11 protein-coding genes are annotated in these 16,233 nt (G+C 43.5%); 8 read left to right on the forward strand and 3 right to left on the reverse strand.

The window, feature by feature from the left end:
• The 5 genes from N7974_RS12870 to N7974_RS12890 all read left to right on the forward strand — a co-directional run bounded on the left by N7974_RS12870 (position 1) and on the right by N7974_RS12890 (position 8,283).
• On the forward strand, positions 1 to 1,041 hold the full coding sequence (locus N7974_RS12870) for an ATP-binding SpoIIE family protein phosphatase (protein WP_262966007.1): 1,041 nt from the start codon (positions 1 to 3) through the stop codon (positions 1,039 to 1,041).
• Positions 1,038 to 2,495 (forward strand): ATP-binding protein, encoded by a 1,458-nt coding sequence (locus tag N7974_RS12875; protein WP_262966008.1) that lies wholly within the window; start codon positions 1,038 to 1,040, stop codon positions 2,493 to 2,495. Before N7974_RS12870 ends, N7974_RS12875 begins: the two co-directional genes overlap by 4 nt.
• Positions 2,464 to 2,946 (forward strand): response regulator, encoded by a 483-nt coding sequence (locus tag N7974_RS12880; RefSeq protein WP_262966009.1) that lies wholly within the window; start codon positions 2,464 to 2,466, stop codon positions 2,944 to 2,946. The genes N7974_RS12875 and N7974_RS12880 overlap by 32 nt, the downstream gene beginning before the upstream one ends.
• A complete protein-coding gene (locus N7974_RS12885; protein ID WP_262966010.1) occupies positions 2,943 to 5,474 on the forward strand; it encodes a two-component system response regulator in 2,532 nt (843 codons plus the stop codon). Before N7974_RS12880 ends, N7974_RS12885 begins: the two co-directional genes overlap by 4 nt.
• A 1,729-nt stretch (positions 5,475 to 7,203) precedes the next feature.
• A complete protein-coding gene (locus N7974_RS12890) occupies positions 7,204 to 8,283 on the forward strand; it encodes an AI-2E family transporter (RefSeq protein WP_262966011.1) in 1,080 nt (359 codons plus the stop codon).
• A 122-nt stretch (positions 8,284 to 8,405) separates the two neighbouring features.
• Here N7974_RS12890 and N7974_RS12895 read toward each other — a convergent pair whose 3' ends face one another.
• Both N7974_RS12895 and N7974_RS12900 read right to left on the reverse strand, forming a co-directional pair.
• Positions 8,406 to 10,178 (reverse strand): bifunctional metallophosphatase/5'-nucleotidase, encoded by a 1,773-nt coding sequence (locus N7974_RS12895; RefSeq protein ID WP_262966012.1) that lies wholly within the window; start codon positions 10,176 to 10,178, stop codon positions 8,406 to 8,408.
• A gap of 11 nt (positions 10,179 to 10,189) precedes the next feature.
• Positions 10,190 to 10,747 (reverse strand): VPLPA-CTERM sorting domain-containing protein, encoded by a 558-nt coding sequence (locus tag N7974_RS12900; RefSeq protein WP_262966013.1) that lies wholly within the window; start codon positions 10,745 to 10,747, stop codon positions 10,190 to 10,192.
• A 518-nt stretch (positions 10,748 to 11,265) separates the two neighbouring features.
• Between N7974_RS12900 and N7974_RS12905 the strand changes: the two genes are divergently transcribed.
• The 3 genes from N7974_RS12905 (at position 11,266) to rimK (ending at position 15,764) form a co-directional block, all read left to right on the forward strand.
• On the forward strand, positions 11,266 to 13,797 hold the full coding sequence (locus tag N7974_RS12905) for an ExeM/NucH family extracellular endonuclease (RefSeq protein ID WP_262966014.1): 2,532 nt from the start codon (positions 11,266 to 11,268) through the stop codon (positions 13,795 to 13,797).
• A 67-nt stretch (positions 13,798 to 13,864) separates the two neighbouring features.
• Entirely contained in the window at positions 13,865 to 14,449 is a 585-nt protein-coding gene (locus tag N7974_RS12910; protein ID WP_262966015.1) for a hypothetical protein, read from the forward strand.
• Positions 14,450 to 14,831: 382 nt separating this feature from the next.
• On the forward strand, positions 14,832 to 15,764 hold the full coding sequence (gene rimK, locus N7974_RS12915) for a 30S ribosomal protein S6--L-glutamate ligase (RefSeq protein ID WP_262966016.1): 933 nt from the start codon (positions 14,832 to 14,834) through the stop codon (positions 15,762 to 15,764).
• Positions 15,765 to 16,008: 244 nt separating this feature from the next.
• Here the strand turns inward: rimK and N7974_RS12920 are convergent.
• Positions 16,009 to 16,233: hypothetical protein (locus N7974_RS12920; protein WP_262966017.1), on the reverse strand; the 225-nt coding region annotated here is incomplete at its 5' end.

A 16,233-nucleotide genomic window follows, 5' to 3' on the forward strand; every position in this document is an offset into this window, starting at 1 on the left:
GTGAAGATATTTCCTCAACACTTGAATGTGCAAGACCCCAGCGATTCGGGTGCCGCACGGCGGTTGGTAATCTCGCTTTGCCATGAACTGGACTTTAATGAGATACGCATTGGTGAAGCCGCATTGTTGGTCACTGAGTTGGCGACTAATTTGCTTAAACATACCGCTGGCGCTGGCGGTGATCTTATTTTTTGTCCATTGGCAGAGAATGGTAATATCGGCATTGATATTCTCTCGCTTGATCAGGGGCCGGGTATTACCAATATTAGTGAAAGTTTGCGTGATGGTCATTCTACGGCCGGCAGTTTTGGTGCCGGTTTGGGTGCCATTCGTCGGTTATCCTCGGTGTTCGACATTTTCTCGGTTCCCGGTCAAGGTACCGTTGTGTTGAGTCGGCTCTGGAAAGACTTGCCGAATAAAGCTTCATTGCCATCTGTGTCCTTGTTGGCTGTTGGTACCGTGTGTCTGCCCGTTTTCGGTGAACAAGCTTGTGGTGATGCATGGGCGATGAAAGCCGGTTGCGACAGGGTTTTGTTCATGCTCGCGGATGGTTTGGGGCATGGCCCGGATGCCGCGACTGCCGCTAATCTGGCGGTGGCTATTTTTGAAAAATATGCCCCGCGTAGCCCTGAGGCTTTACTGTCCTTGATTCACACAGGATTGCACAGTACCCGGGGGGCTGCCGTGTCGGTAGTCGAGGTAGATATTAACGAGCAGATTGTTCGCTATGCAGGCGTCGGTAATCTCTCAGGGCTAATTATTTCCGGTGGAGCTTCCCGGCAGATGGTTTCCAATAATGGCACTGCCGGTCTTGAAGCAAGAACTATCCATGTTTTTACCTATCCTTGGCCTAAGGATGCCTTGCTTGTCCTGCATTCTGACGGTATTGCGACCCATTGGTCGCTGGCAGATTATCCGGGGTTGGCAATGAAACACCCAACCCTTATTGCCGGGGTATTGTTTCGTGATCATCAGCGCCTGCATGATGACAGTGTCATCGTGGTTGCCAATGCAGGCGGCGCACGCAGGGTGTTAACATGAGTACTGACATTGCCCGTGTCGATATTAACTTTGATCAGGATGTCGTTGCAACACGTCAGCAGGCAAGGCTTATTGCCGAAATGCTGGGTTTTGATCGCCAGGATCAGGCGCGTATCGCTACTGCTGTCTCGGAAATTGCCAGTAATACTCTCCAATATGGACAGGGTGGTGTAGCCACGTTTTTTATTGAAGGTGTTGAATCTTCAGAATATTTTACCATTAGTATTTGTGATCATGGTCCCGGTATTGAAGATCTTGACGCTATTCTGGAAGGTCGTTATATGTCAAGTACCGGTATGGGACAAGGTATTGTCGCCAGCAAACGACTGTTACCGGACCATTTTCACATTGACAGCAAGCTTGGTCAGGGGACTACGGTTACGCTCGGAAAATGGCTTCCTGTTACTGCTTCACCGGCTACGTTGGAAGGTATCAAAAAAGCTCTGGCTGAGCTGCGAGCCGAATCGCCATTGGAAGCCATTCGCAGCCAAAATCATGAATTGTTGGCCGCTCTCGAATTGATTCGTCAACGTGATGAAGAGCTGAGGCGCGTCAATCAAGAATTGATTGAAACCAACATTGGTATTGTTGCCTTGTATAACGAGTTGGATGACAAAACCCAACGACTGCAAAAAACCGAGCAAATGCTTTTGAAGCATAATGAAGAGCTGAAAGGCTTTGCTTACACGGTCGCGCACGATCTTAAAGCCCCTTTGCGGGGTATCACAGGTTACGCTCAAGAGTTGGCAATCAAGCACAAAACAGGGCTGAGCGAACGCGCCTTGTTCTGCCTAAGCCAGATTATCTCTGCCAATCGTAATCTGGATAATTTAATTGAAGACCTGCTCAATTTTGTGCGCATGGATACTGAAGCCGCCCCGTTGTTTGTTGAAGTTGATTTGGGTAGTTTGATCAAGGAGTTATTAAAAGACCGTAACTTGATTATTACCGAACTGCATGTAGAAGTGACAGTAGATATTCCGTTGATAACACTGCACACGTGGGAATGTGGCTTGGCACAGGTGCTTGCCAACCTGATCGATAATGCCATAAAATTCAGTGGTAAGGCCGATCCTCCTCGCATCAGTATTCGGGCAGAGGATATAAAGGCGTGTTATCGGATTATTGTCAGTGATAACGGTGTCGGCTTTGATATGAAATATAGCGAACGCATTTATGGTTTGTTTAACCGACTGGTACGCACTGAGGAATTTGAAGGTACTGGTGCCGGTCTGGCTATTGTTAAAAAAATACTCGATAAATTAGGTGGCAGCATTCGGGCAGAAGCACAACCTGGACTAGGAGCGACCTTTTATGTCGAGTTACCGAAATCCGAAATCCGAAATCCGAAATCCGAAATCCGAAATCCGAAATCCGAAATCCGAAATCCGAAATCCGAAATCCGAAACAAGGTCCTGCGTAATGACTTTTCAACCAAAGAGTGGTTTTGTTGATACTCTGGTTAGTCCGATTTTACTATTGGAAGATAACCCGATGGACATTGATTTTGCCCTTCAGGCGTTTACGGAAAATCAGCTTAATAATCCGATAGTAATTTGTCGTGATGGTGAAGAAGCATTAACGTTTATTAAGGCACACACGGCTCCTGATGATTTACAACTACCGGCTCTGGTACTGCTGGATCTGCACTTGCCCAAGATAGACGGTTTTGAGGTCTTGCGCCAGATTCGACAAGATGTAATCTGGAAACAAATACCTGTTGTCGTACTGACTGTCTCACACGAGATCACAGATATTTCCAGGGCTTATCAGTTGGGTGCCAATTCCTACATTATAAAGCCGTTAAACTTCGCGGACTTTACCGAAATGATGCAGTACATCAAGGCCTACTGGCTACAGGTAAATCAACCACCTTTTCCGAAATCGGCCAGGAATCGACCATGACAGCCACCTTGCGCCTTCTTTATGCCGAAGACAATCCTCAGGATGCGGATTTGACCCAAGCCTGTTTGGCGGAGTATGCACCGGAATTTCAAATTGAGATTGTCAAAACCGGGCAGCAGTGTCAGCAGCGACTGCAAGAGTCTACCTTTGACTTGTTGTTACTGGATTATCGACTACCTGATATGGGGGGTATGGAACTATTAACGTGGCTGATACAAGCGGGTATAAAAATACCCGTAGTACTGGTGACGGGAGCTCGTGACGAGGAAGTGGTGGTAAAGGCGCTAAAATTGGGGGCAATCAACTACCTGCCTAAAAATAACCATTATTTAAAAACGCTTCCTGAAATGTTGCATCTCGCACTTAAGGAATACGAACATAAACAAACTATGGGATTACTGGCTGCCCACGATATTCGACGGATTCTTTATGTTGAGCATCAGTCAATGGACATTGATTTGACTCTGTCTTATTTTGCTGAAACGCTACCTTATTTTGTCATTGATGTTGTCAAAACTTGCGCAAATGCACTGGAACGCTTAGCTCAGCCACATAACTATAATCTGATCTTAATTGATCTGCGCATGCCCGATCAGAGTGGTTTAAACTTTGTGCGCGAGGCCCGAAGCCGCAACCTTAGATTACCCCCATTTATTATGGTTACCGGCCAAGGCAACGATAGTGAGGCCGTTACTGCCATTAAGTTGGGTGCCGCAGATTATATCGTCAAGCGTACTGACTATCTCGAACAATTACCTTACCGCATCGATAATGCCATCATTCATGATCGGCTCAACCAATTAAATGCGCAGCTATTAATCGAGTTGGCCGCACGTAAACAGGCTGAAGAGGAGTTGAAAATTGCTGCCCTTGCCTTCGATTCGCAAATGGGTATGCTGGTGACAGATGCCGATGGCATCATTTTACGTATTAATAAAGCCTTTACCACTCTAACAGGTTATAGCGAAGAAGAAGTATTGGGTCAGAATCCCCGTCTATTCCATTCCGGACAGCACAACAAAGCATTTTTTGACTCGATGTGGGATACCCTAAAGCGTTATGGTTACTGGCAAGGCGTGATTTGGAACCGTTACAAGAATGGTAATGTTTACTCCAAATGGCTGGCCATCTCAGCAGTCAGTACGCCAGAAGGTAGAGTGACACATTACGTCGGTAATTATTCCAGTATTATCGAGAATCAGGAAGCGATGGAGGAGATTCATCGCCTGGCTTATTATGATCCATTGACCAAACTTCCCAATCGACGTTTGTTGCAAGACCGATTGAGTCAAGCGTTGATTGCGGCAGGGCGTAGCCGGTTATACGGGGCAATTTTGTTTTTGGACATTGATAAATTTAAAACATTAAATGATACGCACGGTCACGAGGCCGGTGACCAGTTATTGATTGAGGTAGCGCGGCGTCTTCGAAAAGCCGTCCGCGAAGTGGATACCTTGGCGCGCTTGGGCGGCGATGAGTTTGTGGTGTTACTGGAAAATCTTAATATAGACGTCGATATGGCCGCCACCTATGCCAGGCAGGTTGGTGAAAAGGTGCGTGAAATTCTTGCTGAACCCTATAGTATCAACGGTAATGACTACAAATTCCATTGTTCGGCCAGTATTGGCATCGCCATGTATCGAAATTTGGAGGCGGTTGATGAGCTGCTTGGGCACGCTGACATGGCTATGTATAAAGCCAAAAAAGCCGGGCGTAATACGGTGCGTTTCTTTGACAAGACCATGCAGGAGGTGGTGACTGCCAATGCCAGCATAGAGAAAGACTTACGCTGTGCATTGGAACAAAATCAGTTAAGGCTGTATTTTCAGATGCAGGCTTATCATAACGGCCGGATTATTGGGGCCGAAGTGCTGCTTCGTTGGGAGCACCCACAGCGAGGCCTGGTTTCTCCGCTAAATTTTATCCCGTTAGCCGAAGAAACCGGCTTGATATTGCCGATTGGTCAGTGGGTGCTGGAGACTGCCTGCGCCCAGTTGGAAGCATGGGCAAAAAAATCGTCAACCCAACATTTACAGCTTTCCGTTAATGTCAGTCCGCAACAGTTTCATCAGGACTGTTTTGTTGAGCAGATTGATGAATTGGTAGAAAAATATAACGTTCAGTTTGATCGTCTTAACCTTGAAATTACCGAAAGCTTGCTGCTGGTTAACATCGATGACGCTATCATCAAAATGAATGCGCTTAAAAAAATCGGCGTGCAATTTTCCGTGGATGATTTTGGTACCGGTTACTCATCACTGGCTTATCTAACCCAATTACCGCTTAACCAACTGAAAATTGATCAATCTTTTGTCCATAATATTAATGTAAAAGTTACCGATGCCTTAATCGTACAGACCATTATTGCCATGGCTGCCAATTTAGGTATGGAAGTGGTTGCCGAGGGCGTAGAAACAGAAGAACAACGTGCTTTTTTAGAACTTCATGGGTGTTCTATTGTTCAGGGTTATTTATTTGGCAGGCCGGTGCCGTTAGCCGTATTTGAGCAGCAATTAAACCGAAATTGATGATTTTTTTGGGATATACGGCTTGAGAAAATAGCTGAATCATTAATGAACTTTTGCAAAAATAAATACGTTAAGTTGCATGATAGATAGGGGGATAACTGTATTTTAAGTTGCTAAATGACATTGTCATATTAATAATGTAATGAACATAAATTTTGGTACAGAGAAGAGGATTCTGTACCAGCAAAAAAGTAAAATTATTTATAATTTAAATAAATGAGTTGTACTTTGTATTGGTTTATCACAGCACTTTATACTAAGTGTTAGTCAGTTCTTCATGAAATTTATAATTGTCAATGATGAAATCTCCATTAACCAAAACTTACATTCAGCTGGTTATAGCCTCAAAATAAATATTACATGAAGTATTTTACGTAACTATTTGACAGATAGTGGTTTGTAGACTTATCCCCAGAAGCTGTGGATAAGTCTGTGGATGAGTACTGGATTAACTTTCTAACTATATAATATTTCTTAAAGTTTTTTAGATTGTCTAATATTTGCACAATAGATTTACATGATTAATAATCAACAGGTTACGATAATTCTTTAAGTTTTTTATGCAAGATAAGATAATTCTTTTACCTGTCGAATCAAAAAAAACACTATGTGTGTAAGTAATATACTTCATTGTTCTATTTCTCTAATGTCAAGGATATTTTGATGATATTCTGCAGAACAACCCTAACTACATCAGTGTTCCCATATTTTCGCCTACCCAGGAACTAATCGGCACATAAGGCCGAACAAAGACATTCCGCTGATTATAGCGTTTTGAATGGCTCGAGTGGTATAGGCGCTGATACAGACTATTTTTTCCTGAAACAATGTTTTTGTGTTTCGGGGTCACGGTAATGTTAATTTAGCTAAAGCGGCGGGTAGGTTTTGGCGGTGACTTAGGCGATTTCCTACGAAGAATATACCCAGGTCGCTGGTCTTTTTATTCATTGTCTGCGTTGTCAAAATAGTTACGTAGCCAGCTACGCGCCTATTTTTCCGCCTCGGCAACTGCTCCTGCGTCTCTTAAGGAGCCTACTGTTGGTGCTCTACCTCCTGCACCCTTGCAGTCATTTAAAATAAACAAAAATCCTGTGCCACTTGGGTATATTCATTTTTAGATATCGCCTTAATGCTCATTACTTCAAATTGACTCAATAGTTTAGCTTTTCGGTTTTACTGCAATATTAACTTTTTGAATAGCAATATTTTCAACAGTAACTCGTTTGATCAGTGCGCTTAAATTTACGCCTAATATCTAACGTAAAATCTTATTACCCTATATTAATCAATTCTTTCAACGAAGCTGCCAAGCAGAATGTAGGCTTGAAAGGGAATCTATCCATAAGTGTCTTGCGGGAATTATTAAAATGATGGCATCACCGGCCATTGGAAAATAAAAACGTAAGAGCCAATAAAAGGTAGTCAAACGCCGACTAAAATTCTTTCTTTTTCTGGCTGTGCCAAGAAACGATGCATGTTTAAGCCTCTGATTTTATTTTGCGGTAGCAGTATTAGTCTATAACCTGATGGTCATTAGCAATGAGTTAATTATAAAGTCCGATTATTTGTTTGTGACATTGGCACTGGAAGCGTTATTTTAACTATTGTTTGAATAATCGATATAGCTTATATTGACAAAAACTGTATTGTTCGCTGCTTTTAAATATTCAAAATACGTTTGCAAACGCATTTACCTTCCTGAAATTATATTTTACTAAAGAACCTCATTATGAATAATTCCAATCTTTCCCCAACTGACCGGGTTTTTATCCATAAATCACTTGAAGCTACTATCCGAATAGGTCTGTTGCTCATCATTACGGTCTGGTGTTTCAAGATTGTTGAGCCTTTTATCGCGCCGATAATCTGGGGGATTATTATTGCCATTGCGGCTCATCCACTTTACAGTCGACTGCGAACAACTCTCGGTGAAAGGCACAAACTTGCCGCTACGGTATTTACTTTTATTTTTCTGATAATATTGATAGTCCCTACCGTACTGCTGACTGATACGCTGATTGACGGGATAAAAATGTTGGCAGAGAAAATAAAAGATGGCTCGCTGTCAATTCCACCGCCGCCCGAAAATCTTGGCAACATAATGATTATCGGTAAACCGCTAGCCAAGTTTTGGTTGCTGGCCTCACAAAACATCGATAATGCTTTGCAACAACTCACACCGGCATTTAAAGTTATCGGTAGCTGGCTATTATCAGCGGCAACCGGTGCGGGTCTTGCCATTTTACATTTTATAGTTGCCATCATTATTGCCGGCGTATTATTGGCTAATTCCAGTGGCAGTAATCGAGTCGCTCGTGCTATTACTTATCGGCTTGCTGATGAAAAAGGTGCTGATCTTGCCGACTTGGCAGAAGCGACGGTACGCAGTGTGGCTAACGGTATTTTAGGCGTTGCAGTCATTCAAAGTTTACTTGCAGGGATCAGTTTTATGGTTGTGGGTCTGCCAGCTGCAGGTCTTTGGGCTCTGCTTTGCCTGATTTTTTCCATAGCCCAGATTGGTACGGCTCCAATCTTGATTCCGGTAATCATTTATCTGTTTTACAATGCTGATACATTTACTGCTGTGGCATTTCTGGTCTGGGCCATTCCTCTTAGTTTAATAGATAATATTCTTAAACCAATCCTGCTGGGTCGAGGCGTTAAGACACCGATGGCAGTTATTTTTATTGGTGCAATTGGTGGACTACTCAGTTCGGGTGTTATCGGTCTTTTTATTGGTGCGGTAATTTTGGCGCTTGGTTACGAGCTGTTTTTGTTATGGCTTAATACTGATTCATCAGTGGAGTAGTTATTTTGAACGCGACATAAGCCTTTACGTAAAAAACTGTGTCGCTATAACAAAAAAAAGCTTGGTCGGCTCTCCTCGAACCAACCAAGCTTTTAATGATAAATATTTTACCTTAAGTAAATCTATGGTAATAAGGTAATGCGATTTTTTAAACCAGGTGCTACCAGACTATTAGAACTAAAATAATTTTCAAGTGCATCTAAATCAAGTGCCCCACCGAGACGGTTTGTCCCTTGTATGAGTACATAAAGCTGATCACCGCCATCGGCCATAAAGTTATTAACCGAAACGCGATAGCTTGCGGCAGGATCAACCATGATACCGTTAATTTTAATACTGGTTGGATCGACGTTATCACAAGCCGTGCCTTTTTCTTTCCATTCATAGCTAAAGCCGGTCGAGACTTGCAGGATACGGTTAAAAGGTTGGCCGCCAACGGGTGCGCTGGACGGATAACCAGCAGTACAACCGGTGAACTGTTGTTCCAGCAACGTGTGAATTTGATCACCTGTTAATGTCACAGAAACCAGCGTATTGCCAAAAGGTTGCACGGTAAACACTTCACTGTAAGTTACGTTACCGTCACCTTCGCCTGCTGTGCTGTTTGCATAGCTAATATCTGCCCGAATACCGCCAGGATTCATGAAAGAAACTACAGTTTCGCCAAAGCCGACACCTTGGGTTTCTAATAACTGCGCATCGGCAATCACATCGCCTAACGCGGATTCACCAGCACTGTTAACTGTTTTGGTAATCGTCGCACTTACTGTGCCGATCACACGATTGGCTACAGGAGTAGAGATAGTCTTGTAATTATTGACAATGGTTTTAATCGCAGCATTTGGTGTTACGGTTGCATTAGTGCGATCAACGACGATATTATTTGCCGAAACTGCACTGACTTCACCAGTGGCTTTATTAACCGTCAGGTTAATATCGGTTAATACTTTGCCTTGAGCGCTTGCACTACTGACCGATATCATGCGGCCATCCCTGTTGGCAATTTGGCAATTATAGGCTTGATGAGTGTGGCCTGAGACGACTAAATCAACTTCATCATCCAACTGATTAACGATAGTTTTGATAGGGGAGTTGTTCAGACCGCCATCGCACAGATTGATAGTTGAAAAGCTTTGTGTAATCGGTACAACTCCACCTTGATGTATCAGCACTACGATGGATTCAACGCCACGTGCACGCAGTTGGGGTATCAATGCATTGACTGTTGCTGCTTCATCCTTAAACGCCAGTCCAGCCACGCCGCTTGGCGTAACAATGGTTGGTGTTTCTTTTAAAGTCATGCCGATAAAGCCTACGCGAATGCCGCCAACCACTTTAATTGCATAAGATGGAAAAATCGTTTTACCGGTAGCCGTTTCTACGACGTTGGCGGCCAGGAATTTAAACTTGGCACCTTCAAAAGGTACAGGCGTTCCAACATCAACACCACGGCAAGAGTTCAAATCAGTAGGATGGCAACCGCCGGTTTGCATGCGTTTTAGTTCAGCTTTGCCTTCGTCAAACTCATGATTACCGACTGAATTAAAATCCAATCCTAGACGATTCATGGTTTCAATGGTGCCTTCATCATGGAATAGCGCAGAAATGAGCGGCGTTGCACCGATGATGTCTCCCGCTGAAACCACCACCGTATTAGGATTTTGGCTCTTTAGCTTGGCAATATATCCTGCCATCCAATCTACGCCACCTACAGCGACATTGGTTGCTGCTGGGCTGGTAGGTGTTTGACGAAGCGTTCCCGGTGATTCCATTTGTCCGTGAAAGTCATTGAAGGCAATGATTTTTATGGTTGTGGTGCTGGTGGGAAGCGCATTGGCACAATTCATCGCAGTTAAACTGAGTGCGATAGCTATTGCAAGTTTGTTGAATTTCATAGGTTACAGTCCTAAATAGTAGTTTTACGACGACGAGCGACAAAGCCCATTAATGCGGTACCGGTTAAATACAACCAGGCAGCGGCAGGCAATGGAACAGCCGTCAGGCTGACCGCACCAACTGTGGCGTTAAGTTCATTGCTTGAATCATCCAAAGCAGACTGACTTAGTAAGCCGGTAATGCTATGGGTGCCGGCACCCAACAAAAAGCTACCGTAACTAAAATTAGAATCAGCAGTCGCTGCATCAAAATCAAGACCTACACTGACGGGATAAGTATTAACAGCAACCGAGGTTTGACCCAGCAAATTTCCATTATCGAAAATATTAAAACGGTCGCCGGCAAAGCCGCCATCAACGACTTTTAAATAGGCTGATCCGTTTAAGGTAAAATCAAAGCTTAATGCGTTATTATCAAGGTCTATCCACTCAAGATTTCCAGAAGTTGACAGCATATTATCTATGTCAAATGCATTCCATGTGCCATCGGCAGCAAGGGAGGCGGCTTCAGCTTGGCCACACAGTGCCGACATTAAAGCGACGGTGATTAAAAGTTTATTTTTGTTCATTAAGATTACTTCCAGTAAGAAAAGTGATTGGTGCTAAGTTTGGTAAAAAGCCAAATAATGCATGTACTTTGCATTGGTTAATAGCAGTGTAATAATAAAAAATTTTTGTGATAACGTTATTATCATTGCAAGAAGATTTAATGAAATGTAATACAAATATACTTTTTGTCATGATTTCTTAACGGCTCGTAAATAATTACTCTGTAGTCTTTTATTAAGCTTGCAGAATTTAAAGGAGATGGATGCTTAGGCGATTTCCTGCGAAGAATATGCCTAGGTCGCTGGTCTTTTTATTCATTGTATGCGTTGTCAAAATAGTTACGTAGCCAGCTATGCACCTATTTTTCCGCCTTGAAAATAAACAAAAATCCTGCGCCACTTGGGTATATTCATTCTTGGATATCGCCTTAAATGCCACTCGATTGACATTGCCTGGTCATTGGTAATGTTTTTTCTGCGAGTCAAGCCATGGGCATAGAGCCTGTTAACCGATTTTAATGCAAAGAGAAACTACGACAATGATCGCAAAAAGTTTAAGTCGCTATCCATTACTGGTAGCTGTGGGGGCCATCGGTTTCATCGGTAATGCTCAAGCTGTTACCCCGGTTTTTATCAACGAAATTCACTATGATAATGCCGGTACCGACAGCGGCGAAGCTATCGAAATTTCCGGCCCGGCAGGCACCAATCTTAGCGGATGGTCGCTCGTACTTTATAATGGCAACGGTGGTGCCGCTTACAATACAAAAGCCCTCAGTGGTTTGATTGCTGATCAATCCGGCAATGGCTTTGGTACACTGAGTTTTAATTATCCAACTGACGGCATACAAAACGGCTCACCGGATGCTATCGCTCTGGTTAATGGCACTACGGTAGTGCAGTTTTTAAGTTATGAAGGTACTTTTGTTGCCGTTGGTGGCGTTGCGGCTGGCATGAGCGGAGTCAACATCGGCGTGTCTGAAACCTCTGCACCAGTCGGCCAATCCTTGCAATTAAAAGGCAACGGCACCAACTATGAGGACTTCGTCTGGAATTCTGCTTCGGCCAGTTCATTTGCTGCTGTCAACACGGGTCAAAGCTTTAATGGCGGAAGCACTACTCCACCTAAAGTTTCTCAATGTGGTCAGAGTGCGATTTTAATTAGTGCCATTCAAGGTAGTGGTAGTGCCAGTCCACTGATTGGCAATATTGCACATGTTGAGGCATTAGTTAGCGGCGATTTTCAGGGCAGTGCCAAGCTAAACGGCTTTTTTGTACAGCAGACTGATAATGAAGGCGATGGCAATGCTGCGACATCTGAAGGCTTGTTCGTCAATTCCAACAGCCCGGTTAATGTCGGTGATAGAGTTCATATCGTTGGTAATGTTTCAGAAGCTTATAATATGACTCGCCTGGATAGTGTCAGCTCAGTTGATGTCTGCTCGACCGGCAATACTTTGCCAACGGCAGTCAGTGTTATGATACCGTTTGAAAACCTCAGCAATAACCCGGAATGGCGGGAAGGTATGCTGATCAATTTACCACAAGCATTAACGGTTACCGAAAATTACACGTTGGCGCGTTATGGCGAATTATTGTTGTCATCTGGCGGTCGTTTAATGACACCAACCCAAATTGCTACTCCCGGTCAGGCTGCTATTGATGTTGCTGCGCAAAACCTGCTTAAGCAGATATTGGTTGACGACGGATCCAGCACTCAAAATCCGGATCCGGTAATTTATCCAGAACCGACTGGCTTAAGCGCAGCCAATACTTTACGTAGCGGTAATACGGTAATGAGCGCTACCGGCATTCTGGCGTATGATTATGGCGTTTATCGTCTGCAGCCTACCCAGCCACTGACCTTTGTAGCCGATAATAATCGCACGACAACACCCGGCTTATCAACACAGGGTTCTTTAAGCATCTCTGCTTTTAATGTGCTTAATTACTTCAATGGCAATGGCCTTGGTGGTGGATTTCCAACTGCACGTGGTGCCACTACCGCTAGCGAATTCACGCGGCAACGCAATAAAATAATTCCAGCTATCCATGCCCTGAATGCTGACATCATCGGTTTGATGGAAATCGAAAATGACGGTTACGGTAGCAATAGCGCCATTGCTGATCTGGTTAACGGTCTTAACCAATTGGCTGGAGCAGGAAGTTATGCCTTTATTAATCCGGGTGTAAGTAATATTGGTACTGATCAAATCAGCGTAGGCATCATTTACAAGCCCGCTAAAGTCAGTGTAGTCGGCTCGGTAGCGATTCTGGATTCATCTGTTAATCAGTTATTTGTTGATACCAAAAATCGTCCTGCTCTGGCACAGACCTTTTTGGATAAAGCGTCCAATAAAATGCTGACCATAGCGGTTAATCACCTTAAATCCAAAGGTTCAGCTTGTCTTGATCTTAACGATCCTGATACCGGCGATGGTCAAGGTAATTGCAATCTGACTCGTACAGATGCCGCTGAAGCGTTGGCAGCTTGGCTATCGGCAGATCCTACCCATAGTGGCTCAGATAATGCCTTGATTGTCGGTGACCTGAATGCTTATGCCAAGGAAGATCCGATCACCGCGTTGCGTAATGGTGGTTACCAAAATCTCGTAGAGAAATTTATTGGTAACAATAACGCCTACAGTTATGTATTCGACGGCGCTTCCGGTTATCTTGACCATGCATTGGCCAATGCAGCATTAACATCACAAGTTAAAGGCATCACTGAGTGGCACATAAATGCCGATGAACCCATTGCGCTTGATTACAACACCGAGTTTAAAAGCGGTGCGCAAATCAGCAGCTTTTATGCGGCAAATGCTTATCGCTCATCTGATCACGATCCTCTGTTGATCAAGCTGTTTGTACCCGGCGATCTTGATAATGATGGCGATGTCGATGCAAACGACGCCAGCTTGGTAAGAGCGCAGGCTGGTAAATGTCCCGGCCAGTTTGGATTTAACCAGGAAGCCAACTATGACAAAATTGGTTGCATAACTGCTGCCGATTATCGAATCTGGTACGGCTATTACAACAATTATAAGAACAGTTTAAAGGCTGTTAAATAAACGCCTGTCACCGGAAAGTCAGGTCGCTTTCCGGTGACAGGCCTCAACCCTATTTTGGATAAAAACTATGAAAAATCTGATTCAAATTTTAACACTGGTTACCGTGACTATTTTAAGTATCGCCCCAAGTCATGCAGCCATTATTTCATTTTCTCTGGATACCGCAAGCAGCGAAGTTCAGGTCGGTGACTCTTTCGATGTCGATGTTATCGTACATGATCTGTTCGCCAATGACTTAACCGATTATCTGGTGGCTTTTGGTTTTAATGCCCTCTATTCAACTGACGGTCTGCTTGCATTTACCGGCAGCACCATCAATCCGCTGTTTGATGATAATTCAGTAAATTTTGGTCTGAATGCCGCTGGTTGGGCAAATGAAGATATCACTAATGACACAGTCGTGGGACAAACATTAACCCTGGCAAGTTTGCATTTTCAAGCACTGGCAGCAGGTAATGTCTCAATTTTTGTTAATTCCGAGTTATTGGATTTAAATCAAGGTTTAACTTTTTTAAACCAGGGTCAGTTAGCAATCAACAACGTCAGTTCTAACTTCTCTATTAGCGCCGTGCCATTACCACCAGCCCTGTTGATTTTTATCAGCGGTCTGGTAGGTATCAGTTTTAGCGCATTTCGTAAGCGTTTCGTCTAAGCTGGTCTTCTAGTCAGGTAGGGCAATCCTGCTATCGGGAAATCACCCAAGCGAGTCAGTACCAATCCGGGGCATTACTCCGGATTGGTACTGACTCGCTTTTTTACTGATAATCCAGTTGTTCAAAATTAATACTTTTTACATCTGGCGTGTGAGTTAAGTTTTTGCAATCAAATCTGATAGCGGACTGACTCACTTACTTACGTACTTTTCCTTATTATAACGATTGTATAATCGCTATCTACGTCAAATTGTAAGAAGTCTATGTCTCTGTATTCCTTTATAAACCCATTGTCTTTACTACTGATCAGGTAAATTTTTAGGTTTGTTGCTATATTTCATGCCAAAATATAGCCTGTCTTAAGTGCTAATTAGAGAAACTATGAAAATTGCTATTTTATCCCGTAACGCTAAACTCTATTCAACCGCTCGATTGGTTGAGGCGGCGCAAGCACGCGGACATGAGGTACGGGTTTTGGATGTTTTGCGTTGCTACATGAATATTACCTCGCATAATCCATCCATCCATTATCGGGGAGAAGATTTAACCGGATTTGATGCTGTTATTCCAAGAATTGGTGCTTCAGTAACATTTTACGGTACCGCAGTACTCAGGCAATTTGAAATGATGAATGTCTTCCCTCTAAATGAGTCGGTGGCCATATCACGATCAAGAGATAAATTACGTTCAGTTCAGTTACTCGCCAGAAAAGGTATTGGCCTGCCAGTAACCGGTTTTGCCAACAATCCGGATGATATTGAAGATTTAATTTCGCAAGTTGGTGGCGCACCATTAGTGATTAAACTGTTGCAAGGTACCCAAGGTATTGGCGTGGTATTGGCAGAAACTCATAATGCCGCTGAAAGTGTTATTCAAGCTTTTATGGGGCTAAATGCCAACATTATGGTTCAGGAGTTTATTAAAGAAGCTGGCGGCAGTGACATACGCTGCTTTGTAGTCGGCGACAAAGTCGTCGCAGCCATGAAGCGACAAGCCTTGGATGGTGAGTTTCGTTCAAATTTACATCGCGGCGGCTCAGCGGCGTTAATACGCTTGACACCTGAAGAGCGGTCAACCGCAGTGCGTGCAGCAAAAATAATGGGGTTGAATGTTTGTGGGGTTGATCTGCTGCGCTCAAATCATGGCCCGGTTATTATGGAAGTCAACTCATCACCCGGTTTAAAAGGTATTGAAGCGGCTAGTGGAAAAGATATTGCCGAACTGATTATCCAGTTTATTGAAAAACGTTTTGAAACTATGGAAACGACAAAAGATAAATCACCAACTCGTACTCGTACTCGCGGTAAAGGTTAAAATCCCCAGACTATTTTTGGTCGATGTTTTTCCTTCGCAGTTCATTATGTCAAGTTGACCGGACATATAATCCGATCACAGAATCCAGATAAAAAAATACCCCGTTAGTTTGCTAACGGGGTATTTTTTTCAAATCAGCGCTAATAAATCAATATTTTTTCAGCGAGTATCGCGAATACTATCAGGTTACCTGTATCGTACCCGAAGACTTGTCAATTCAAGCTGTTGTCGCTTGATTTATCTTTTATAGCGATTGAATCTTGATTTGCTGTTGCTCAAGATTGTTTAAGTTTGACAATAAATCCGCCAGCTTGGCTTTTTCTTTATCAATAACTTCAGGTGGCGCTTTATCAATAAAGGTGGGGTTGCTTAACTTACCTTCAATTCTCGGTAGATCATTTTTAATCTTTTGTATTTCTTTTTCCAATCGTGCCAGTTCAGCCTCTTTGTCTATCAGGCCGGCCATGGG

This window comes from Methylobacter psychrophilus (assembly GCF_025583945.1).
Taxonomy (GTDB): Bacteria; Pseudomonadota; Gammaproteobacteria; order Methylococcales; family Methylomonadaceae; genus Methylobacter_C; species Methylobacter_C psychrophilus.

Coding starts and splice junctions, on each gene's coding strand:
- N7974_RS12875 (WP_262966008.1), top strand. CDS start 1,038: ATGAGTACTGACATTGCCCGTGTCGATATTAACTTTGATCAGGATGTC.
- N7974_RS12880 (WP_262966009.1), top strand. CDS start 2,464: ATGACTTTTCAACCAAAGAGTGGTTTTGTTGATACTCTGGTTAGTCCG.
- N7974_RS12885 (WP_262966010.1), top strand. CDS start 2,943: ATGACAGCCACCTTGCGCCTTCTTTATGCCGAAGACAATCCTCAGGAT.
- N7974_RS12890 (WP_262966011.1), top strand. CDS start 7,204: ATGAATAATTCCAATCTTTCCCCAACTGACCGGGTTTTTATCCATAAA.
- N7974_RS12895 (WP_262966012.1), bottom strand. CDS start 10,178: ATGAAATTCAACAAACTTGCAATAGCTATCGCACTCAGTTTAACTGCG.
- N7974_RS12900 (WP_262966013.1), bottom strand. CDS start 10,747: ATGAACAAAAATAAACTTTTAATCACCGTCGCTTTAATGTCGGCACTG.
- N7974_RS12905 (WP_262966014.1), top strand. CDS start 11,266: ATGATCGCAAAAAGTTTAAGTCGCTATCCATTACTGGTAGCTGTGGGG.
- N7974_RS12910 (WP_262966015.1), top strand. CDS start 13,865: ATGAAAAATCTGATTCAAATTTTAACACTGGTTACCGTGACTATTTTA.
- rimK (WP_262966016.1), top strand. CDS start 14,832: ATGAAAATTGCTATTTTATCCCGTAACGCTAAACTCTATTCAACCGCT.